Source organism: Singulisphaera acidiphila DSM 18658, assembly GCF_000242455.2.
Lineage (GTDB): Bacteria > Planctomycetota > Planctomycetia > Isosphaerales > Isosphaeraceae > Singulisphaera > Singulisphaera acidiphila.
Window position 1 is genome coordinate 6,526,189 of sequence record NC_019892.1, and the last position, 22,801, is coordinate 6,548,989.

The 22,801-nt window shown below is 62.7% G+C and carries 19 protein-coding genes; 8 read left to right on the plus strand and 11 right to left on the minus strand.

Annotation, left to right across the window (positions count from 1 at the left end; all coding sequences use genetic code 11):
• Positions 1-64 precede the first annotated feature (64 nt).
• From SINAC_RS25610 to SINAC_RS25625, 4 genes are all read right to left on the minus strand, one after another.
• Entirely contained in the window at positions 65-2,722 is a 2,658-nt protein-coding gene (locus tag SINAC_RS25610; protein ID WP_015248471.1) for a cytochrome c biogenesis protein, read from the minus strand.
• A gap of 132 nt (positions 2,723-2,854) precedes the next feature.
• The gene (locus SINAC_RS25615; RefSeq protein ID WP_015248472.1) at positions 2,855-5,062 is read right to left on the minus strand and encodes a cytochrome c biogenesis protein ResB; all 2,208 of its coding nucleotides are present in this window, start codon (positions 5,060-5,062) and stop codon (positions 2,855-2,857) included.
• 318 nt (positions 5,063-5,380) lie between these two features.
• Positions 5,381-6,838, minus strand: coding sequence for a DUF3754 domain-containing protein (locus SINAC_RS25620; RefSeq protein WP_020466784.1), 1,458 nt, complete (start codon positions 6,836-6,838; stop codon positions 5,381-5,383).
• Between the two features lie 419 nt (positions 6,839-7,257).
• On the minus strand, positions 7,258-7,869 hold the full coding sequence (locus tag SINAC_RS25625) for a 3-keto-disaccharide hydrolase (protein WP_015248474.1): 612 nt from the start codon (positions 7,867-7,869) through the stop codon (positions 7,258-7,260).
• Between the two features lie 249 nt (positions 7,870-8,118).
• Between SINAC_RS25625 and hpnC the strand changes: the two genes are divergently transcribed.
• The 8 genes from hpnC (at position 8,119) to SINAC_RS25665 (ending at position 16,002) form a co-directional block, all read left to right on the plus strand.
• Positions 8,119-9,117: a squalene synthase HpnC gene (hpnC, locus tag SINAC_RS25630; protein ID WP_015248475.1), complete on the plus strand. Its 999-nt coding sequence runs from the start codon at positions 8,119-8,121 to the stop codon at positions 9,115-9,117.
• Positions 9,114-10,016, plus strand: coding sequence for a phytoene/squalene synthase family protein (locus SINAC_RS25635; protein ID WP_015248476.1), 903 nt, complete (start codon positions 9,114-9,116; stop codon positions 10,014-10,016). Before hpnC ends, SINAC_RS25635 begins: the two co-directional genes overlap by 4 nt.
• Positions 10,010-11,572 (plus strand): hydroxysqualene dehydroxylase HpnE, encoded by a 1,563-nt coding sequence (gene hpnE / locus SINAC_RS25640; RefSeq protein ID WP_015248477.1) that lies wholly within the window; start codon positions 10,010-10,012, stop codon positions 11,570-11,572. Before SINAC_RS25635 ends, hpnE begins: the two co-directional genes overlap by 7 nt.
• Before the next feature lie 100 nt (positions 11,573-11,672).
• Positions 11,673-12,065: a response regulator gene (locus SINAC_RS25645; RefSeq protein WP_015248478.1), complete on the plus strand. Its 393-nt coding sequence runs from the start codon at positions 11,673-11,675 to the stop codon at positions 12,063-12,065.
• A 12-nt stretch (positions 12,066-12,077) separates the two neighbouring features.
• Positions 12,078-13,484 carry a bifunctional folylpolyglutamate synthase/dihydrofolate synthase gene (locus SINAC_RS25650; protein ID WP_015248479.1) on the plus strand — a complete coding sequence of 469 codons (1,407 nt, stop codon included), beginning with the start codon at positions 12,078-12,080 and terminating at the stop codon, positions 13,482-13,484.
• Positions 13,485-13,538: 54 nt separating this feature from the next.
• Positions 13,539-13,961 carry a DUF423 domain-containing protein gene (locus tag SINAC_RS25655; RefSeq protein ID WP_015248480.1) on the plus strand — a complete coding sequence of 141 codons (423 nt, stop codon included), beginning with the start codon at positions 13,539-13,541 and terminating at the stop codon, positions 13,959-13,961.
• 27 nt (positions 13,962-13,988) lie between these two features.
• Positions 13,989-14,639, plus strand: coding sequence for a glycine cleavage system protein R (locus tag SINAC_RS25660; RefSeq protein WP_020466787.1), 651 nt, complete (start codon positions 13,989-13,991; stop codon positions 14,637-14,639).
• Positions 14,626-16,002 carry a PFL family protein gene (locus tag SINAC_RS25665; protein ID WP_015248482.1) on the plus strand — a complete coding sequence of 459 codons (1,377 nt, stop codon included), beginning with the start codon at positions 14,626-14,628 and terminating at the stop codon, positions 16,000-16,002. Before SINAC_RS25660 ends, SINAC_RS25665 begins: the two co-directional genes overlap by 14 nt.
• Positions 16,003-16,126: 124 nt before the next feature.
• Here SINAC_RS25665 and SINAC_RS25670 read toward each other — a convergent pair whose 3' ends face one another.
• The 7 genes from SINAC_RS25670 to SINAC_RS25700 form a co-directional block, all read right to left on the minus strand.
• Positions 16,127-16,552 carry a DoxX family protein gene (locus SINAC_RS25670; RefSeq protein WP_015248483.1) on the minus strand — a complete coding sequence of 142 codons (426 nt, stop codon included), beginning with the start codon at positions 16,550-16,552 and terminating at the stop codon, positions 16,127-16,129.
• Between the two features lie 42 nt (positions 16,553-16,594).
• Positions 16,595-16,972, minus strand: coding sequence for a YciI family protein (locus SINAC_RS25675; protein ID WP_015248484.1), 378 nt, complete (start codon positions 16,970-16,972; stop codon positions 16,595-16,597).
• A gap of 43 nt (positions 16,973-17,015) precedes the next feature.
• Complete coding sequence (locus SINAC_RS25680) at positions 17,016-17,495, minus strand: DUF1579 domain-containing protein (protein ID WP_015248485.1); 480 nt, start codon at positions 17,493-17,495, stop codon at positions 17,016-17,018.
• Between the two features lie 245 nt (positions 17,496-17,740).
• Entirely contained in the window at positions 17,741-18,991 is a 1,251-nt protein-coding gene (locus SINAC_RS25685; RefSeq protein ID WP_015248486.1) for an RNA polymerase sigma factor, read from the minus strand.
• A gap of 265 nt (positions 18,992-19,256) precedes the next feature.
• The gene (locus SINAC_RS25690; protein ID WP_015248487.1) at positions 19,257-20,330 is read right to left on the minus strand and encodes a fatty acid desaturase family protein; all 1,074 of its coding nucleotides are present in this window, start codon (positions 20,328-20,330) and stop codon (positions 19,257-19,259) included.
• A 73-nt stretch (positions 20,331-20,403) separates the two neighbouring features.
• A complete protein-coding gene (locus SINAC_RS25695; RefSeq protein WP_015248488.1) occupies positions 20,404-21,150 on the minus strand; it encodes an amino acid ABC transporter ATP-binding protein in 747 nt (248 codons plus the stop codon).
• Positions 21,147-22,775 carry an ABC transporter permease subunit gene (locus SINAC_RS25700; RefSeq protein WP_015248489.1) on the minus strand — a complete coding sequence of 543 codons (1,629 nt, stop codon included), beginning with the start codon at positions 22,773-22,775 and terminating at the stop codon, positions 21,147-21,149. The genes SINAC_RS25695 and SINAC_RS25700 overlap by 4 nt, the downstream gene beginning before the upstream one ends.
• Positions 22,776-22,801 lie beyond the last annotated feature (26 nt).

A 22,801-nucleotide genomic window follows, 5' to 3' on the forward strand; every position in this document is an offset into this window, starting at 1 on the left:
AACCCCGGTCCTTGTGGAGACCGGGGTTCTCGAGGGAAATCCTAAATTTGGCCGGCATCCCGACTCACGCGGTGGTGTTCAGGACCCGCGAGGCGATTCCACGCCGCCAAGCTGCGGCACCGGTGAGGGACAGAACGCCCAGGACGACCGCGAGAACGACGCCTTGCGATCCCCCTTCGACGAATCCATAGCTGTGGAGTCCGACGCCGAGGACGAAGTTGACGCCGTACCAGGCCATGATCACGGAGAGGAAGCAGACGACCGATGCGATGACCAGGCCGAACGTGTTGACCCAGCCGGCGAACCGACCGTGAAGCGGGATCAGGTAGACCAGGAGGGTGATCAGTGCCCAGACTTCCTTGGGATCCCAACCCCAGAACCGGCCCCACGAGTAGTCGGCCCAAACGCCTCCCAGGATCGTGCCGGCGGCGATCAAGAGGACGCCTACCTGCATGGTCCGGTAGATGAAGTTCGAGAGCGGCTTGATCTTGGCGGCCGTTGCTTGCATCGCCAGCCCACGGGCGTCCAGCTTCGGCCGGCTCAAGGCGGCTCGGGCGCGGATCTCGGCGACGGTCGGCTTGGTTGCGGTGGCGACCGATCCTCGCTCTTCGACGGTCACGGTTTGAACCGACGTTGCAGCGGGAGCTGAGGTGACGGCTTCGCCGGCGATTGCGGCGTCGTCCAGCGTGGTATGGTCACGGAAGGTCGCTCGGGCGACCAGCTCACCGAACACGCCGCCCCCGCCGATGATGGACATCGAGCCCCCCAGGCCGGCCAAAGCCGCCGACACGTTGAACAGGAGGTTTGCCCGGTCGAGCGGCAGGTTCACACCGAATCCGCCGTAGGAGGCCGCCAGACCGAACGATCCGAGGAGCAGCAACGGTAGCCCTGGAATCAAGGGGGCGCCGACTTCCATGATCGCAGGGGACCGGCGATAGGTGGCGGTCAGGTAGTAGAAGGTTGCGATCATTCCGAGACCCATCGCCAAGGCAAAGGCCGCGTAGCTCGAAACCTCGGTCAGGACGTGGATCGTCAGCCAGTAGTTGCTCCGCAAGACCGGTTGGAGGCTATGGATCCCTGGGTCGAGCAGGGGCACGTTCGCTGCCAGGAGCGTTCCCAGGAGCGCTACGCCTGAACCGGCGAGTGCTGCGAAGGTCTTCCGGAAGATCATCTCGAAGACAACCGCCAAGACCGCCGCCACGAGGGAAACCCAGATCACGGTCTCATACATGTTGGTGACCGGAGCCCAACCGGAGATCCGCACTCGCATGGAGAATCCGAGGATCTCCAGCGCGATGCCGCCCAGCAGGCAGACGATACCGGACCAGTACACGATCGAGCCAAGCTGCCAGAAGGGAGCCCGCTCCCGTTCACGGTTCGACGAAAACCCGAGGCTCACCGCCAGGAAGGCCAGGGCCAGGCCATAGCCGTAAGGAGCCGTGAAGAACGGATTCGTCTCGTTGAAATAGGCTTCGAGGTCCATCGCCTTGGTGGTCGGGTAGTTGCCCCCGTTGACTTTCTGGCCCAGGTCGCGGGTGGCGGCGAGCAGCGCGGCGGCGTTTGCCTTCGGAGCGGCTCCAGGCGCGGATTCTTCAGCCTGCTCCATCGCCCGGAAGGTGGTCAGGAACGCTTCGGCCTCTTTGGCGGGGAAGCCGGCCTTTGCCAGATCCTCAGCCTTGGTCTCGAGGAAGACCCTGAGCGGGATCCAGACCGAGTTTTCTTTCAGCCAGGCGGTGAAGTTGGCGTCGAACTCAGCGTCCTTGCCCGGATCCTTCCAGTCTTCGCGAGGGATGTCTTTGTAGTAAGTCAACAGCACGTTCGCGGAGTCGAGCTCGAGCGGGGAAAGCCCTTCGACCCCTTGCCGTTCTCGCGCTTTTTCAAAGGCAGCGCCACAGTAGGCGAGATAGGTTGGGTTGTTCGGACGAGGCATGACGAGCATCGGCTCAACCGAGCTGATCGTGCGGTCGCGCAGGGCCTGGTAATGGACGAGCCGGGTGCCGACTTCGATGGCGCGCTTCTCGACGTCGGTGAGCTTGGGCCCGTCGTAGCTCATGTTCGACTCGTTCTTGCTCTTCCGCTCGGCCAGGTCGCGGAACCAGGTATTGAAGTCGAGGGTCTGCCCCTCCACTTTCACCCGGGCCGATTCGAGCTGGCGCGGGGTGAGCCACTTGTGGGCTTCGCCCAGTTCGTCGGCGAGCGTTTCAACCGCTTTGCAGTCCTCGTCCGAGAGGGTTGCCTGACGGGCGAAGCTCCGCAAGGCGTCGGCGTCGAGGTCCTTGCGAGCGGCAAGGTTCTTCACCGTGGTCCGATCGCCGGCCGTGGTCTTGGGCTGGTTGGCGATCGCGGTCAACCGGGCCTCGATGGAGTCGGCCAGGAGGAGCCGCTTGAGCGGGATGTATTCGACGAGAATGATCGGCTGATCGTCCCAGAACTCGGGCCGAACCGACCAGTTGAACAGGACGGCGACCGGTCCCCAGGTGGCGATGACTTTGTCATCCGCGCCGAGGATCTTGATCGTCTCGCGGCCGAAGATTTGCTTGACCTCTTCGCGGGCCAAGGTGTCGAGCGGTTTCTTCCGCCCTTCGTGCATGACGGGCAGCTTGGCGAGGTCGACGTAGGCCGGCCCGGTGCCAAACGCCTTGGGTGCCTCTGCCCCTGGTGCAGGCGTCTCGAGAGCAATCGCCAGGGGGAGGCCAAGCAGGAGCCACCCGAATCGTTTCATGTTCGTCTCCCGGCTCGGAAAATCTTGGTCTGATCGATCGTCGGGCCACGTCACCGATGAGGAAAAATAAGGGGACCCTCATCCCAAAGCGTGGCGGCCCGGCGCTTTTACGGTGAGCACACTCTTGGCTGGCTACAGAGTCTCGTCCGACTCCGAGACCACTTCCACGTCATTCGTCTCGGGCGAGTGGTCGCCAGCCTTGGCCTTCTTGGCTTTGGCCTCGGCAAGGGCACGCTCGCGCTTGCCGCCGTCGGAAAAGAGGCCAGCACGCATGTAGAACTGAACGAACGCCCCAAAGACGATCAACAAACAGCCGAGATATTTGATCGAACGGCCAGGGTCGACGCCGACCTGGAAGATCGATTGGAACCGGCCCGTCTCTCGCCCGGTGTGTGGGTCTTGTTCGCGAGCGTAGCTCGCCTGGTAGAAGGTGTAGCCGCGATGCGTCAGCGGCTCGTTCATCGAAATCGTATGGGGCTTGTTCTTGATCGCCATCGTCTCGTCGGAGAGCCGGACCTTGCTCGTGAAGCTCGACGCCTGCTGCGTACCGGGGTCGAACTCCACCTTGAAGTCGTCGAGTTTGAGCGAGAACGCCAGCGGTTTCCGGTCGACGTCGTAGACCACGTCGTAGTCACCGTGGGGGAACGAGACCCGCTGGGGGACCGGTTCGAGGGTGGGGGATCGACGGATCCAGAACTCCTTGGTCGTGGGGCGGTCACCGTTCTTGACCGTCATCGCCACGAGGCTGGCGGCCAGGCCGTTGCTCTGCTGGCCCTTGGGGAGGACGATCGGTTCGCAGACCTGTTCTTCGCGGCCCCCGGTGAGATAGTCCTCAACCTGGAACGAGATGGTCATGGGCATGCCCGGGTTTCCCCCGAATGCCACCATCTCTTTGCCCTTGGCCAGGGGACCAACTCCGCGAACTTCGGAGACCGCTCCTTTGCCTCGGCCGAAGATTCGGTGGTAAAGGGTTCCATCGGGCGTTCCCAGGATCTCGATCAAGCCGAGTCGGCCGGCGGCCATGTCGAGGGTCGGCGGCAGGAAGTAGCTGATCTCCGCCAGCGGTTCCTTGGAGAGTTCGGGCTTATCGGGGTTGGGGATCAGGCTGGGGACCATCGGCATGAGCGCCCAGCCGTAATAGTCAGCCTCGGGGCCGTCGCCTCGCTTGATCTTGAAGTGGGCGACGGGGATATCGGGATCGCCCAGCAAGTCATCGAGACCGGCCGGAATCAGCGTGGCCCCTTTGAACGTGACGATCAGGTCGCTGTCAGGCAGCGTGACGGTCTTGTCCTTCTGGTCCTCAAGCTTCCATTCATATGTTTTTGCCTTGTTCGCCTTGTCGCGATAGCGGAACCGGGCGACCCCACTGGGGCCGGAGTCCTTAGGCGGGTTTAGGAAGTCTTCGACCAGCTCCGGGCGATCGACGTAGCTGAAGGCGAATGTCGCCGGGCCTTGACGTTTGACCACTCGGTTCAACCGCTTGAAGACCTGGATCAGCTTGTCGTCGTGAGGGGTGATCCAGCGATCCTCTTCCTGGGCGGCTCCGAAGGCGTCCATCGGCCGGAGTTGCCCGGGCGCTTTGGCCTGAACCCGGACCTTGACCATTGGGATCCCATCGGGGTCGGCGACGTGGGCGGTCGTCCAGGCCGAGGCCGGAATGTGCGACTTGACCACGAACTTGATCGGGTCTTGAGGACCGGTGAGAATCTCACCGTCGTCCTTCTTCGGATCGAACGCGCCGGCGGTCAAGGTATGCGCAACCGCCCCGACCACGCCGCGAGGCCGAGGGCTCCCCGGTCCCCAGGCGAAGTTGCCCGGCCGGAATGGGAGGCGGAACTCCTCGTCGGTCGGCTTCTTGGTTTCGGGGTCGATCGGCCAGACTCGAATGACCGGATAGTCGATCCGAACGAGCTCCTGGCGCGTTTGTCCTTCGACCATGCCGACCTGTCCTTCGTCGGCCGTTTTCAGACTGTAGAAGGAGCCGGCCAGCAGGGTCAGAAGCCCCACGTGGGTGATTACGAAGCCGGTCTGTCGCTTCTTCCAGGGGAACCGGATCAGGGCTGCGCAGAGGATGTTGGCCCCTAAGAAGGCGAGCAGGACGGCGAACCACTTGGTCTGGTAGATCCATTCCTGGACTGCACTGGCGCCGTACCATGATTCGAAGAAGGTGGCGTAGGCGAGGACGGCCGCGAGGCTCGCCAGGCTGAAGACCGCGAGTTTGAGCGAGGCCAGGAATCGATAGATGGCGTCGCAGACGCCGAGGATGCCGCCGACCACCCCGGATCGTGAGTCGCCAGGATGAGATGGAGACGAAGGATTCTTCTTCGTGGCGGTCGCCATTATAGACACCTAGGGGAGGGCAAAGGCGCAAAGGGAGGGTGGGACCTGGGGTGGGGCAAACGGCCCGACATTGCTGCACGCCTCAATTTCGTCATTGTAGCCTGGTCCACGCTGGCGAGCCAAGTGATGGCCCCACGCATGGGCTACACCAGAGTGACGACTGACGATGTCCGGTCCGTCGGCAGCGCTTGGTACCCGGACTCAAAGGTCCCACTTTATTCTAATGGCGATTTCGGCGAAGCGAAATCGGTCTTTTTTTCAGGTTGGGGCAAATACGATCGCTCAACCTGAGCGGGACGAGGATCATCCTGACCCGGCTCAGGAATACCGAAAGGTCTGATCCCACTGCCGGTCGAGGGCGATCAGGGCCTTGTCGATTGGGACGGCTCGCAGCCCGCCGGAGGATTCGCGGGTCGCCAACCCGAGCCGGAAGAGCTTGTCGAGGGCGTCGTGCACCTCGAAATTGATTTCGACCCCGGTTTTTTTCGCCAGGTACGCTTCGATCCGGCTGTCGAGCTCGGATTCGGTGACAGGAGTCGGGTCCTTGGCCGATCGCCAGAGGAAGAAGTAGGCGAGCATGGCCTCCTTGTACTCCTCGTCCTCCGCCGAGTCGATCATCTGGGTGAGCACGCTCGCATTGTTGGCGAGGGTCAAATAATAGAGCCTGTTGATCATCGCGCTGAGGTGCTTCGCCTTGGCACGGTGGAATCCAAAGAATGAGTTAATCCCCGCGCTGATCGGCGCAATCATGATCCCCGCGATTGCTCCCCATGTCAGGGAAAATAATAAGAAAATTTTGAGGCCCACCGCCGCGGATATTTTCAGGGCGAGCGTTGGGATTCCCATCACGAGGGGCGAGGCAATCTGGGCCTTGTCGATCAGACGCATGCGAACTTTGGTCCCCTGTTCGGGCAAATGCATCTCCATGTCCACGTGCGGCACGTCCTTGAACATGCGCAGGTAGAGCACGTCGGAACGAACGTGGGGGCCCAGCTTCAACCCAGGTTTGAATTTTAAGGCGACGACCAGACGTTGGTAGGCGTCAAGATGCACCGTGCGCTTGCGGAATCGGGTCCGGGCGGTTCTGGCGTCGCGGCTGATCCGCGTGTAGCCACGGACCCAGACCTGGAGATGCTCGAAGAGGGAGAAGTCCGGGACGTAGGTCAGTCCATTCTCATTGGGCGCCCTGATTGCCTGCTCGATCATCTCCAAATCGAGGACGCTGTAGTTGGCCTTCGTTAAGGCGCCTTCGAGAGCACTGAGGAAGGTTTCATCCGAGTTGGGGGTAACCTGGATCGAATGATCCTTGAGATTCACATAGTCCGAGTCGGGGTCGAGCGGGGCGTACCGTTCCTTCAGTTGCTGGAGCTCGTCGTAAAACTCGCTGTGAAATGTGGCGCCGAGAATGGCCCCGAACGCGGTGAGCTGTTGCCGTTCGTCGTCCGAGAGGTCGGGTTCGGCCAGGAGCAGGCGAGTGAGATCCCCTTGACGAATCGGGAGCGAACGCTCGCGGTTGTCAAGGCCAGGCAGTTGGTAGGCGATCTCCGGCCCTGATTTGAAGCTCGTTGTGTCTTCTTGCTCCTTGGGGCTGTCTCCTTCCTCGGGGAGGGGGGGGAAAGCCACGTCGACCAGCTTCTCGAGAGTGGACTCCTCTTCCTGCTCGGGCAGGGGAGAGAGCATTGTCTCGACAATCAGCTTGGTCCTGGATTCTTCCCGTCTCAAATCGGGCGTTTCGTCCTCGGAAGGGCCGTCACTCGAGGGAAGTATGGTGGGCATGGCGGTCGGCTTGATCGTCCGGGAAGGAGAACGCCTTGGAGCACTTGCCACAAGTCCAACGGCCGAGACGCTTGAGGCCCCGGAACTGACAATCATGGCGGTCCGACGGTTGATTCCATGACTCAAGGTTTGGATTATACACAACCCAACCCTGGGAAAGCGCCTCTCATCGCTCACTCGTGATCAGAACATTGGAGTAGGACGGTCGGGCCGTTGGGAGCAATGCCCTGATTCGGATCCGGCTTTGTGCTCGAAGGATCCAGCGAACAGCACGCTGGCTTTTTCTCCCGTTCTATGTCGTTGCCGTGGTCTTGAACCTAATGAGTGCCATCGGCTGACGAAGTCGCGGCGCCCACCTTGGCCCCCATCTGAGGTGCCAAGGCGAGTGCCACGACGGTGTGCGATCGCGTTGGCCGGCGTCAGTCGGCCGTCTTGATTTCCAGGTCCTTGTAGCGGACCTCCATCGGTTCGCCGGTGTGGACCTGAAGGGCGATGATCCCTTCCTTGGCGAATTCCGGGTCGACGCGGTCGATCACGCGCGTGCCGTTGATGTCGATTGTGACGTGGTCCCCTTTGGCGGCGATCACGAACTCGTTCCAATCGTTCTTCTTGATGAGTTCTTCGGCCTTTTTCTTGTCGAATTGTTCGAGGATCCCTCGTCCCCGCTCCTCATAGAGCAGGCCCCAGTAGCCCTCGGCCACGTCGGCCTGCGGCCCGGACACGGCTCCGTCATTGGCTCGCTTGCTGCGGAACTGAATACCGGAGTTGTGATTGCGGAGCTTGACCTTGGCTTTGAGCACGAAGTCGCCATAGGGCTTCTCGGTGACGAGGAACTCGTTCTTCTTGAGATTCCCCTTGGTGCGCCCGACGATCTCGCCGCTCTCGACGCTGAAGAGGGTCTTGTCGGTGGGGGTCACCCAACCGCTCAGGTCCTTGCCGTTGAAGAGCGCTTTGAACTCTCCTTCGCCGGCTCCAACCGAGGCGGTCGCGAGCGTCAAAACAACGGCCAGTCCGAGTGTGGCTCGTAGCACTGCGTTTCTCCCTTTTTTTGTGATTTCTGGTGTGTCTGCGGACCGCGGACCCGATTGCGTCGCCTGGGTCCAGCAACCGCACGATTCTGACCAGGCGGGTGGAGTGGGTCAATCGCCCCGCGTCCGGTTCGGATTGTTTGGCCCGAGGGCTCGAGAGGTAGGGAACGAGTGAGGCGTCTGGCGGGGGGCGACCTGGAAGACTAGAATCGGGCACGATCCCCGCAGCAGCAACGCCACCAGGATGCCCCGATGCCCTTCTTGGATGACCTCCGCCAGTACGGCCCGGATGCCTCGTACTCGATGACTCTGGCGGAGGCTCGTGCCTACTGTGCCCGGCTGACCGCGTCGCACTACGAAAACTTCAGCGTGGTGACCTGGCTCACCCCGCGCCGGCTTCGCCCGGCCTTTCAGAGCATCTATGCCTTCTGCCGCTGGTCGGACGACCTCGGCGACGAGATCGGCGACCGGCAGAAGTCGCGCGAACTGCTCGCCTGGTGGCGGGGCGAACTGCGGGGAATGTATGAAGGGAAAGAGCCTGTTTGTCACCCCGTGCTGCAAACGCTCCACGCGACGGTCGAGGAGTTTTCGATCCCGATCGAGCCATTCGAGGCCTTGATCTCGGCCTTCGAGCAGGACCAGGATCTTACCGACTACACAACCTATGACCAGTTGCTCGACTATTGCACGCGGTCGGCCAACGCGGTCGGCCACCTGGTGCTCTACCTGGCTCGGTCGTTCAACCCGGAGAACGCCCAACTCTCCGACATGACCTGCACTGGCTTGCAACTGGCGAACTTCTGGCAGGATGTGGCTCGCGACTTGGCTCTCGGGCGGATCTACCTCCCGCGCGAGGACCGACAGCGGTTCAGATACTCCGACGCCGACTTGCATGAACTCAAGTTCACGCCCGAGTTCGCGGCTCTCCTGAAATTCGAGGTTGATCGGGCACGCTCCCTGCTCGATGGGGGGCATAGGCTGGCCCTCCTCCTGCCGCGCGACATCGCGGTGGATGTCGACCTGTTCTCAAGAGGCGGGCTGGCGATCCTCGACCGGATTGAGGCCCAAGGTTTCGACGTGCTGACGAGCCGGCCCCGATTGGGCAAGCTCGCGAAGTTTGGCTTGCTCGCCCGTGCCCTCTTTCGAGGCCCGAGGCCCGTGGCTTCTCGCGCGACCAAGATCGAATCCGCAACGCAGGCGATAGGGGGAAGCCATCGATTGCCAACCGGCCAAGGAGGGACACACCTATGAATGATGCGCTGCGGACCAGTTACCGATTCTGTGGTTCACTCTCGCGCAAGGAGGCGAAAAACTTCTATTACAGCTTTCTCGTCCTTCCTGCGCCACTCCGCCGGTCGATGTGTGCGCTCTACGCTTTCCTGAGGCACACCGACGACCTGGCCGACGAGCCGGCCCCCGCCGTCGAACAGCGTGCGCGGCTCGACGCCTGGCGTCAGAGCGTCGATCAGGCCCTGACCGGCGGTTCGGCGGCCTGCTGGCCCGGTCTGCCCGCCTTGGTCGACACCGTGGAGCGGCACTCAATTCCTCGGCGCTATCTGGACGAGGTCATCGACGGCGTCGCGATGGACCTTGATCCCTGTCCGTTTGCGACCTTTGAGGACCTTTACGGCTATTGCTATCGGGTCGCCTCGGTCGTCGGTCTGAGCTGTATCCACATCTGGGGCTATCGCTCCGACGAGGGGCGCGCTGAAGAATTGGCCGAAGCGTGCGGCCTGGCCTTGCAACTGACCAACATTCTCCGCGACGTTCGCGAGGATGCGATGCGCGGGCGGATCTACCTTCCCCAGGAAGACCTCGATCGGTTTGGTGTTCTCCCTGAAGACCTTGTCGCCGACCGGACCAACGATCGGCTCCGGGATCTGCTCGCATTCGAAGCGCGACGCGCTTACGAGTTCTACGAAAAGGGCGCTGACCTCGACCGTCTGATCGCGCCCGTGGGGCGGCCGGTGCATCGCACGATCGTCGGGATCTATCGCACTCTGCTCGATGAAATCGTCAAGCGCCACTACGAGGTCATGGCCGGTCGGGTCTCGCTCTCTCCCTGGCGCAAGGCCGCGATCACGGTTCGCTCGTTCTCGGGCCGTTTCGAGCGTCTGGAACCGAGCCGCGCGGAGGTTCCTCGGTGTTGAACTCGTCACGGACTCCTGCCCCTCCCCACGTCGTGATCGTCGGTGGCGGCCTCGCGGGTCTTGCAGCGGCCTCGGCCCTGGCCGGCCACGACGTCAGGATTAGCCTGATCGAGAGTCGTCCCCGACTTGGCGGCCGGGCGAGCTCGTTCATTGACCCGGCGACTGGCGAGTCGGTCGATAACTGCCAGCATGTCAGCATGACCTGCTGCACAAATCTGGCCGACTTCTGCCGACGCGTCAAGATCCATGAACTCTTTCGGCGCGAGGAGGCGATCGTTTTCCTCAGTCCGGAGGGTCGAACCTCGACGCTTCGGGCAGGCTTCTTGCCGGCCCCTTTGCATCTCGCCGGAAGCTTTTTGCGGGCCAATTACCTGCGCTGGAGCGAGAAGCTGCGCGTGGCCTATGGGCTGGCCTGTCTCCGATCGACCCGCGACGATCGACCCGGCGAGTCGTTCGCCGATTGGCTCCTCAGGCACGGGCAGACCATCCGGACGATCAATCTCTACTGGGCGACCGTGCTGGTCTCCGCGCTCAATGAGCGGCTCGAGCAAATGGATGTGGGCCACGCCCGCAAAGTGTTCATCGACGGCTTCCTCCGTAATCGCGACGGTTTCCGGATGGAGATTCCGTTGGTCCCGCTCGGAGAGCTCTACGGGACGAGGCTCGAAAACTGGCTTCGGGATCATGACGTCGCCGTTCGATTGACGACCGGCGTGCGCGCGGTGAGAATGGATCCTGAGGGGGAGATCCGTGGCGTGACTCTCCGCTCTGGAGAGACGATCGACGCCGACTTCGTCGTCATGGCCGTTCCGTTCGATCGTGTTCGGGCCCTCCTGCCAGTCGACCTTCTGGCGAAGGTCCCTGCGCTCACTTCCGTCGATGTCCTTCAGGCGTCTCCGATCACGGGGGTCCACCTCTGGTTTGATCGCTCGATCTGTCCTTACGATCATGTGGTGACTGTTGGCCGCTTGATCCAATGGGTCTTTAATCACACGGCAATTCAAGGTCGGTCCACGATGGGGCAGGGGGGGGAGTACCTGCAGCTTGTCATCAGCGCCTCGTACGATCTCCTGGCCCTCGACAAGACCGCGATCCTCGACGCCATCATGGCGGAGCTTGCCGAGATCTGGCCGGCGACCCGAGAGGCGACCTTGGTCCGCTCTTGGGTCGTGACCGAACACGGAGCGACCTTCGCGGTCCGGCCGGGTGTCGAGGCCCATCGGCCCTCGCAGCGGACCCCCGTCGATGGGTTCTTCCTGGCGGGCGACTGGACCGACACGGGCTGGCCGGCCACGATGGAAGGGGCTGTGCGAAGCGGCTACCGGGTCGCCGAAGGAATTCTTGAGGATCTGGGCCGCCCCACTCCGCTCGTCTGTCCTGAGCTTGCGACCGAGCCATTGGCGGGCTGGTTGTTGGGGGCGAACAACGATCAGGAGCAGGCAGGGAACTCGCGAACGCGGAATCGGTCATCCTCGGCTAGGCTCGGCAGCCCCACTCACCTATCATCAAGGGAACACCGGGCCGGTGAGGAGTGCTCGACCTCGAATGAAGGTTGACTGACGTAGGAGTCGCTCGTTCCTTCGAGGTATGCTAAAATTCCTTCCGTCGGGGTGGATCTCTGGCACCGGCCGGTGAAGGACAGGGAGGGCGGTTCGCATGGGAATGAACATCGTCCTGGCCGATGATGAACCCGATCTCAGGGCGATCTACTCCACCTGTCTTCGTGCCGCCGGGCACGAGGTCTGGGAGGCGTGCGACGGAGAGGAAGCAATCGTCCTTGTGATCGACCGGAAGCCGGACCTCCTGATCCTCGACGTCTGGATGCCCAAGCTCAACGGTTTCGAGGTGCTCGAGCGGCTACGCGATGAACCCGATTCCTCCAACCTCAAGGTCGTGATGCTCTCGAACCTTGGCGATTCGGACACCCGGCTCGAGGGCTACTCAGTGGGGGTGGCGGATTACTGGGTCAAGGGACTGTCGCTCACCGAACTTCAGGCACGCGTCGAGCGGATCCTGGCTGACATTGAACTCACGACCGACCCAGGCTGAGAAGGGGGAGGCGTGATCCGCCGGCCCGACATGAACGTCGACTATCAAGATCGTCTCGACTTCCTTTACGGCCGCCTCAATTACGAGTGGCTGGGTATGCCGAAGCTCACCGAGGAGCTGCGCCTCGGACGGATGCGGAAGCTGCTCCGTCTGCTCGGCGACCCGCACGAGTCGCTTCGGATCATCCACGTCGCGGGGACCAAAGGGAAAGGGTCGACCTCGGTAATGATCGCCGCGGCGCTTTCCGCCTCCGGTCTGCGCACAGGCCTCTTCTGTTCGCCTCACCTGCATCGCTTGGAAGAGCGGTTCAGCGTGAATGGTCAGGAGGCGACTCCCGACGAACTGGTCGCCCTGACCGATGCGGTTCGGCCCGCCGTCGAGACGCTCGACGCCTTCTGTGCCGATAGCCGGTATCGTGGGCCCACCTTCTTTGAAATCACGACCGCGATGGGCCTGCTCCACTTCCAGAGAAAGCAGGCGGAGGCCGTCGTCCTTGAGGTCGGGATGGGGGGGCGGCTCGACTCGACGAACGTGGTCCATCCCGAACTCGCGGTGGTCACGACGATCTCGTTCGACCATACCCGGCAACTTGGCTCGACCCTCGGCGCCATTGCCACGGAAAAGGCGGGGATTCTTAAACGCGACTGCCCCGCGATTAGCGGTGTCACCCAACCGGAAGCACGCGACGCGATCCGGCATGTCGCGGGCCAACGCCGCTGTCTGTTGCGTGAGCTCGATCATGACTTCCGGTATCAATACGAGCCACCGCCAACGCCGCTCACTCGCCCGGCTGCGGGGCGAGTTCATGTGAAGACCTGGCGAACCGACTGGGGCGAAATCGACCTCCCGCTGCTGGGGGCCCACCAGGCCGGCAACGTCGCCGTCGCCTTGGCCAGTCTCGACGCCCTGGCCGAACGGGGATGGAACGTCGGTCGCGATGCGGTGGTCCGCGGCTTCGCGACTCTACGTTGGCCCGCGCGGGTGGAAGTGCTTGGCGAAGCCCCCTGGCTGGTCGTCGATAGCTCGCACAATGTTGCCTCGGCTGAGGCGCTGGCGGCGACTTTACAAGCCTGTTTTCCGGCCACGCGGCGGACCTTGATTTTCGGCACGAGCCGGGACAAGGACATGCGTGGTCAGCTTCAAGCCCTTTTGCCCCTCTTCGATCAAGTGATTGTCACCCGTTACCTTGAGAACCCGCGTGCCGTGGCCCCCGAAGAGATCGCCCGGACGATCGAGGAACTCGACGGCCGCGTGGCGATCACGGCGGTCGACCCCGCCGGGGCCCTCGCGCTTGCGCGGAAGCGGACCGGCGCTGACGGCCTGATCTGCGTGACCGGTTCGCTCTTCCTCGCTGCGGAAGCTCGGGCCTTGATCCTGAACGAAGTCGCCGCCCCGACGGTGGGTCGGATCCTCGCGTAAAAGGTGGGCCTGCCCGGCCCACCCGACGAACCTTGGCTTGGAATAGGTGGTGTGATGTCTGGTTGGGCCTGGCTGAGAATTGGTGCGATCTCGGGGTTTCTCTCGGTCGCCCTCGGGGCCTTTGGAGCCCACTCGTTGCGCGATCGCTTCAAGGTCGAGGAGAGCGACTCGTTTGCGACGCGAACGACCAAGCAGCGAGCTGTCGAGAACTTTGAGACCGCCGCGCGTTACCAGATGTATCATGCGCTGGCCCTCAGCGCCGTCGGGTTACTTGCGATCTACGGCAGGACGGGCGGAGCCGTCACAGTGGCGGGCTGGGGCTTTCTCGTCGGGACGGCCCTCTTCTCGGGAAGTCTCTACGTGTTGGTGCTCACGAGTCAGAGGTGGCTCGGGGCGATCACTCCGCTTGGCGGGCTCAGCTTCCTCGTGGGCTGGCTGGCGCTGGCCTTGGCTGCCAGCAGTTCCTCGCGTCCTTAGTCGTGCGTGCCGATGACCGGCTGTGGCATGATCGATCCGACGTTCGTTTCGATCCTCTCCTCACTCTTCGGGTCGGACATGTCTACCTATATTGTGACGGTTACGGCGGCCGATCGGGTTGGAATCGTGTATTCGGTGGCGGGGACTCTGCGCGATCAAGGGGGGAATATCCTCGAGCTTAGCCAGACCGTCATGCGCGGTTGTTTCACGATTATCCTGGCAGTGGAGTTTCCCGGCCCGCGCACGCCTCATCAACTTGCCGAGATCATCGCCGAGCGCGGCAAGCGGTTCGACCTGACGGTCGCAGTGATCGAGATGAAGGACGAGGCCCTGGAACCCCCCGTGCCGAACGGTGAGCGGTTTATCCTGACGGTCCTCGGTGGCGATGGGATTGGCAACATCCATGGGATTGCGGGCTGTCTTGCCGCGAACGGGGTGAACATCGTCGACCTTCATGCGCGGGTCGACGGCGCTCGGTTCTCGTTGATCATGGAGGCGTTCCTCCCGCCCGACCTCTCTCCCGGGACCGTGCGGGCCGAACTCGAGCGGTTCGGCCGCGACCATGGTCTGGAAGCCTACGTTCAGCACGAAAACATTTTTCTGGCGACCAGTGAGCCCAGCCCCGTGCGCGTGGGCCCGGCTTGGAAACCACAAGGAGACGCCGTTGCACCGCACTGAGGACGTCCTGTCCACCCTCGGCATGATCCGCCAGCACAAGCTCGACGTGCGGACGGTGACTATGGGCATCGACCTTCAGCCTTGTGCTTCGCCCGACATCACGGTCCTCTGTGGCCGGATCCGCGAGCGGCTCCTCAAGTTCGCGGGTCGGCTCCGTGCGGTCTGCCTCGAGGTCGAGGGGCGCTACGGCATTCCGATCGTCAATCGCCGGATCGCCGTCAGCCCGATCGCCGCAGTCGCCGCTGGGCATACGGCTGAAGGCTATCTCGCGGTGGCCAGGACACTCGATGCGGTCGCCGCCGAAGTGGAGGTCGACCTGGTCGGCGGATTCACCGCACTCGTTCAGAAGGGCTCGACCGACGGTGATCGCCGCTTGATCGAAGCGCTTCCCGAAGTCCTCTCGACCACCCAGCGCGTTTGCGCCTCGGTCAACGTCGGCACGACGGCGGCCGGGATTAACATGGATGCCATTCTCGCACTCGGGCATGTGCTCAAAGACACGGCCGAACGAACCCGCGACCATGACGGATTCGGCTGCGCCAAGCTCGTGATCTTCGCCAACGCTCCGACCGACAACCCGTTCATGGCCGGCGCGTTCCACGGCGTGGGGGAGCCGGACTGCGTGATCAACATCGGGGTCAGTGGCCCCGGCGTCGTCAAGGCGGGGATCGAAGACCTGCTTGCTCATTCGTCGACGCGTCTGACTCTGGGGGAGATCGCTGAGGAAATCAAGAGCACGGCCTTCCGCGTCACGAGAGTCGGTGAGTTGATCGGTCGCGAAGTCGCTTCGCGACTCGGTGTCCCATTCGGGATCGTCGACCTTTCCCTGGCGCCCACGCCGCAACTTGGTGACAGCGTTGGAGAAATCCTGCAGGCGATGGGGGTCGTCCGGATCGGCGCTCCAGGCTCGACCGCAGCGCTGGCCCTGTTGAACGACGCGGTCAAGAAGGGGGGAAGCTTCGCCTCCTCGTCTGTCGGTGGCCTCTCCGGGGCCTTCGTCGCCGTCAGCGAGGACTCCGCACTGGCCAAGGCCGTTGAGGTAGGGGACCTGACCTTGGCCAAGCTCGAGGCGATGACGGCCGTCTGCTCGGTCGGGCTCGACATGATCGCCGTCCCTGGTGACACCGACGCCGAGACCCTTGCCGCACTGATCGCCGATGAGGTTGCAATCGGCGTCATCAACCACAAGACGACCGCCGTCCGCGTGATTCCGGTCCCCGGTAAGGTTGCGGGAGAACGCGCGGTGTTTGGTGGCCTCTTCGGCGAGATGGCGATCTTGCCGATTCACGCTGCCGGAGGGAGCACCGCGTTCGTCCGCCACGGCGGCCGGATCCCTGCGCCGTTGTCGAGCCTGCGGAATTAAAACGGACTCAGGGCCCGACCAGAATTCAAGAGGGGCAGCACGAGTCTGAGGGGGGCAGGGGACTGAGAGAAGTAGGGCCGGCCATGCCACTACCAGTGGCATGGCCGGCCCTAAATCCAGTGACTCAGACGGTCGACTCTCTAGGCCGCAAGCGGACCGGGATGAGTGCCTGCAACCGAGGTTCTCGCAAGTAGAGACCGCCCCAGAGTATCGCTCCGACGAGGCTCGGGAACACGATCGGGAATGCTGGGCCCCCCATTCGGACGTGGGTCCAGGTTGCGCCGCCGAGGTAGCCGGTGAGGAGAATGGCTCCCAGGACCGAAGTTTGGGGAATCGTATAGATCAGCGTGGCCACGACCAAAACGATTCCCAGACCGGGGACGACGCGTTCGGGGACCTGGAGCTGAGCACATGCCTCCATGACGGGAGCCACCTTCATCACTTTCGTGACGCCGTCGAACAGCAGGAACAGGATCGCGAGTCCTGTCAGGAATCGGCCGGCATAGCGTGCCGTCTTTGAAACCGGAGTAGCTTCCGTCTCAGATCGCATGAGTGGACTCCTGTCCGTTTCGTCTCAGAACTTGAAATCAAATCAATGAGATTGCGGTGGCTCGCCGCCCGGCGGGAGACCGTCGAGTTCCATGACCGGCCGGATCTCGACGGTGCCGACACGGGCCCCTGGGATTCGGCCGGCGATGTTGATGGCCTCGTCGAGATCGGTCGCTTCAATCAGGAAATAGCCACCGAGTTGTTCACGCGTTTCCGCGAACGGCCCGTCGGTGATGAGCTTTTTCCCGTCGCGAACACGCACGCTGGTCGCTGTCGAGACAAGATGAAGCGGCGAAGCACCCAAATACTGCCCCTTCGCGTGCAGTTGCTTTGTCAGCTCGATCGACTCGGCGTAGCAGCGCTCCCGCTCGCCCTCGGTCCATGCGTTCTCATTGCCGTAGATAAGTAGCATGTATTTCATGGTCGATCGATCTCCCGCCGTGTGGGTTCCGAATCTTGGGAAATTACTTCTTACGATGGTAATGGGCTGTCATGAGCTGACTCCAGGTGCCGTCGTCGCCCAGGATCCGTGAGGTCAGGGTTCGGTGGTCGTCGTCGACGAACTCGATGATGTCCTTGTACTTCGCCAGCTTCTGGCCAGAGAAGTCGGGCCCCTCAGTGTCCAGCGTGAGTACCTTTCCGGCTGCGTCGAGGGACCCGTTATAGACCCAGAGATGTGTCATCATTGAGGCGATGAACGTACCCACGTAGCGCTTGATACGCGGGTCGTAGCCGAGCGACATTACGGTTTTTGATGTGTTACCGTCTGGTGCCTCCCCTTCCCCCTCGCCGACGATCCAGAGACCGCCGAGCGACCGGACGACCTCGACCCCTTGCGACTTCATTGTCGGCTCATCCGGCCCCATCCGGCATTCGAATTCGCTGGTCCATTCGCCGACGAGTTTGTCAAGCCAGCGGTGCTCTTGCTGAGGTTCTGCGAACATCGATTCTCTCCCGTGTGAGTGAATGGATAACCTGTTCGAATCTGGCCATTCGTCGTTGCGGGGTGCCGGTGATCGGGCATGCGGGCGGTTTGCTCGGTCTCCGACATCCCGTCCCACTTCGCTTTGCCCACGTAACCCAGGCAGACGAATCGCCTTGCTCCCTCCAGAATGGGGAGTGCAACAGCTTTGAACGTCGAGTAGTCGTTCAGCGCGACGGTGATTCGACAGTGGGGCAGAATTCTTTTTTAACCCAGTTCGCGAAGGCGTCGCTCGAGGAAACGACGTTCCGGTTCCTGACGTGCGAGCGTGAGCGCCCGCTCATACGATTCTCGGGCTTCGGCCGTTCGTTCCAGCCGCCGGCACAGATCGGCCCGCGCCGCGTGCGCAAGGTGGTAGTCGGCGAGTTCGCCTCGCGCCAGAAGGGCCTCGATCCGTTCCAGTCCGGCCTCGGGGCCATCCCGCATCGCCACCGCCACGGCCTGATTCAATTCCACAACCGGTGACGGTGCCGCCCGTGCGAGCACGTCGTACAAGGTCACGAGTTGAGTCCAGTTCGTTGCTGCGGCAGTCGTTGCTTCGCCATGCACCGCCGCAATGGCCGCCTGGATCGTATAGACGCCGAACTGCTGTGATGCGAGTGCCCGCGCAACCAGCGCTCGGCCCTCATCGATCAGCGTTCGGTTCCAGAGCGAGCGGTCCTGATCCTCCAGCAAGATCAGGTCGCCCTCGGATGACGACCGTGCAGTACGACGTGACTCTTGGATCAGCATCAGGGCGAGCAGTCCCATCACCTCCGGATCCGATAACAGCTCGAGGAGGAGGCGTCCCAGGCGAATTGCCTCGTCCGAGAGGTCAGGCCGGCTCAGCGTCTCGCCGGATGAGGCCGAGTACCCCTCGTTGAACACGAGATAGATGACCGACAGTACGGAATCCAGCCGTTCGGGAAGATCGGCGAGCGCAGGCACCTGATAGGGGATGCGGGCGTCCCGAATCTTCGCCTTGCCGCGCACGATCCGCTGGGCGATCGTCGATGGGGCGGTCAGAAAGGCGCTGGCGATCTCCTCGGTCTTCAGGCCGCAGACCTCCCTCAGCGTCAGGGCGATCTGCGTGCTCGGAGGGAGGGCCGGATGGCAGCAGGTGAAGATCAGGCGCAGGCGATCGTCCTCGACCCCCGCGTCTTCCTCCTGCCCAAGGGCTGCCGTGTTCTCATCGAGTCGGCTTGCCAATTCTGCAAGCGTGGAATCGAAGCGGACGCGACGACGAATCGCATCGATCGCCTTGAAGCGGCCGGTGGAAACGAGCCAGGCTCTTGGATTCTCCGGCAGACCATCCCGCGCCCACTGCTCCAACGCCGCCGCGAAAGCTTCATGCAACGCTTCTTCGGCAAGATCGAAGTCGCCAAGCTGGCGGATGAGGGTCGCGAAGACCCGGCGCGATTCGGAGCGGTAGATGGCGTCTACCGTCTGGGAGACCTGCTCATTTGTGATCTCGCCCATCACTTTGATTTCTCCGAACCGTACCGCCCAGGATTGGGGCTATGGTGTTTTGTACAGTATATCGGAGGCGGTGGGGGGCTGAGAAGAGAGAATCGAGAACCCGTTGGCACCGAATTCGGGAAAAGAATTGATGGGATGGAGCTCTGCTTATCGTCGGTACAATTCCGTGAGCGGGCACGGCCTACTATCCCGATCTCCTTGCCAGAGCAGCAGTTCGGATGGTGGGCCGTGACCGTCCCTAGGTGAACGGCTGGTTGCCGTGACGTCAGTCGACCCGGACGCCGCTGGGTCGGCGCGAGAATGACTTGGGGGCGGGAATGGCGGACTTCCGCGCCAGGACTTCAAGTACCGAGGGGCCCTTCGTGCCCAGGCGTCGGAAGAAGTAGCCTTCGCAGATCAGGACGTTCTCGCGGTACGGCCGGTGGCGTGATAAACGACGATGGGCTTCGGCGATATGGTAGTGCGGCACCACGGCGAACAGGTGATGGGTCAGGTGGAACGACTGGCCGTAGGGGAAGACGCAGGCGCTCCAGAGCGGGTTCACGCGGAAGACCCGCGAGTTGGTCAGATCGCCATCGTCGGGTGCATTGCTGTGATGCGCAATCTCGCGAAGCTGCATCAGGAGCGGGTAAACCGTCAGCAGCGGGACCACCCAGAAGAGGCCGAAGATCGGCCAGAGGTGGAGGATCTGCACCATTGCCAGCACGGCCAGCCAGTACGACCCTCGCAGACGACGGGCGACCGACTTCGGATAAGCGGTGCGAACGACCGGACTGGGCTCGGCCGTTCCGAGATTCGCCGCTTTGGCTCGGCCGAACAGGTAGCGGAGGATCGACGGTGGCCAGAGTCCACGGAGGACGTAGCGTTGCCAGAAGCGGGGCTTGCTGATCGGGAAGTGATGAGGCTCCGAATGGTTGAGCCGCATCAGGTCGGGGTCGCGTTCCGGATCGTTGACGAACTGGTGATGGCCGAAGTGGGCCATCCGGTACTGCTGTGTCATTGCCACGAGTGGGAAGAGGAGGAAGAGGTCGGAGACGAGCTCGTTGGCCAGCCGGTTCTTGAACAGGGTGTAGTGGCTGGCATCGTGAGCCAGGCCGGAGAGCCGGTGCTGCGAGACAGCCACCAATGCCACACCGACCATGGCCCAGGGCACGAAGCCGAGCGTTGAGAGTCGGCCGGTCGACCACGCGTTGAACCCGGTCGAACACCCCCAGAGGACGAGCCCGAGCCAGAGGTACTCAGCGGTTAAGTAGGCGACGTTCGTCCAGTTATCGGTCCTTAAGAGAGGACGCAAGTCGGACTGGGCTTCATCCCATGAGATGTCAGCGGTCGGTTCCATGACAGACGTACATCCATGATCGAGGGGTAACGGCCGCGCTCTCCGGAGTCGAGCCGTTTCCCCATCAATATCGTCAAGCCGCCTGCACTTCCGACAGAAGCATTCGAGTCGCTTCCTGGTGTGGGTCCTCAAAGATCTGCGAAGGAGGACCGGACTCGATGACTCGCCCTTCACCGAAGACATGGATGGTATGAGCCACCTGGCGGGCGAACTGCATGGCGTGGGTGACGACGATCATCGTGAGGCCGTCGGAGGCCAGGTCGGTCATCACGGCGAGAACCTCGGCGGTCATTCGCGGATCGAGGGCGCTGGTTGGCTCATCGAACAGGATTGCTTGCGGTTCCATGGCCAAGGCACGCGCGATGGCCACGCGCTGTTGCTGGCCTCCCGAGAGTTGCCGGGGCATCGCGCCCAGTTTGTCGGCCAGGCCGACTCGGTCAAGCAGCCGTTTGGCCCGATCCTCCGCCTCGTCCTGTCCGAGGCCCCGGACGTGAACGGGGCCTTCGGTGACGTTTGCAAGGACCGTCCGGTGAGGAAAGAGGTTGAAGCTCTGAAAGACCATGCCGACCTCAAGGCGAATTCGCCTGAGGGTCCGATCGCGGATCGGGGTGGGAGTGTCGGACTCGAGCCGGAGCCCGTCGATGACGATCGATCCTCCTTGGAATGTTTCGAGTCCGTTCAGGCAACGGAGGAAGGTGCTCTTGCCCCCTCCTGAAGGGCCGATGATCGCGGCAACCTCGCCGCGGACGACGGTCAGGCTGACGCCGCGAAGGACGTTCAGTGGCCCGTGAGACTTGACCAGTCCGTTCACCTCGATCATGTCAACGCCCCTCCTTTCGCCGCCGCGGCGTCGAGTCGACGTTCGGACCAGCGCGAGAACCAGGAAAGTGGGATGCTCATCGCCATGTAGAGCACTGCGGTTGCAATCGCGAATTCGATCCAGCCCCCCGTGCTGTTCCCGAGGATCGAGTACTGTTTGGTCAGCTCCACCAGCGTGATCGCCGAGCAGACCGACGTATCCTTGAACAAGGCGATGAAGTCGTTCGTCACTGGTGGAATGACGATCCGAACCGCCTGAGGCACGATCACCCGCCGCAATGCCATCCAGCGGGACATCCCAAGCGCCAGCGCGGCCTCCATCTGTCCTGCGGGGATCGCCTGGAGCCCGGCCCGATAAATCTCCGCCTCGTAGGCCGAATAATTGATCGCAAGGCCGCCGATCCCCGCTACAAGGGGAGGCAACTTGAGCAGATAGAACAGAACGAAGAGCTGGAGCATCAACGGCGTCCCTCTCAGCAGCTCAACATAGGCCGAGAGGATCATGCGGAGAAATCGTGGTCCGTAGAGTCGTCCCAGCGCGATGAACAGACCGATCGCCATTGCCAGCGGCATCGAGGTCACCGATAGGAGAATCGTCATCAGCGCGGCGTCGAACAGAAGCGTCCGGTACTGCCAGAGCATCGAAAGCCCGCGCGGCGGGCCGGAACCCGTGGTGACGAACTTGGTGCCGGTCCACCCGGCCAACTCGTCTTGGGCGTCGTTCCAGAGGCCGTACCGCTCATAGAGGCTGCGTAGTGAACCTGACTCGACGAGGCGGCCGATTGCCCGATCGAGCTCCTGGCGAAGCGGTTTGTCGTCCTTCCTGAGGAAGATGACGTAATAGCCGTGTCCGACGGGAGGGCCGGCCAGTTCCAGGCTGGGGAAGCGGTCCCGATAGTAGAGCGCGGCGGGAAGGTCTTGAAGGGTGGCGTCGATCTGGCCGTTGCGGACCGCCGTCATGGCGTCGGTCGCACCGTCGAAGGAGAGGACCTCTACATTCGCTTCCCCCGCTCCGCGCGCGAACGCGTCGGCCGCCGAGCTGCTCAAAACCCCGATCCGCCAGCGTCGCTTGCGGGGATTCGGCCGCTCAATATCAGCCCAGGATCGGATCGTGCCCCCGCGTGGAGCCATCAGTTGGAGCTGATAGACGTAATAGGGGCGAGTCGCCAGATATTCACGCGACCGGCTTTCGGTCCATTCGTAACCGTTGACCACGACGTCGATCCGGCCGGTGTCGAGCACCTTGAGCAGCCGATCCCAGGGGCCTTGGGAGAAGTCGGCCCGAACGCCCAGGTCCTTGGCCAATGCGTTCATCAGCTCGACTTCGAAGCCGGTGACCTCGCGCGGAGCCTTGGGGTCAGGGTAGGCGTAAGGGCCGCCTCCCTCCTTGTCACTTCCATAGACCAGGCGCCCCGCCTTACGGACCTTGGCCAACGTGTCAGCACGGCCAGGCCCAGCAGTGAGGGTCAGAAAGGCCACGGCTACGGCCGCGATCAGTACGATGGTGCGGCGCGCGGGGTGAAGTCTGGCCGAGGAGGGCCGAGGAGAGAGTCGGTCGCAGGCGATCGGCGAGAAGTGTGCCGCAAAGTGGGGGGCGGGTTCGGGGGCACCGGCCGGTTCTTCCATCAAGAGACTTCTTTCTTCCAGACGAC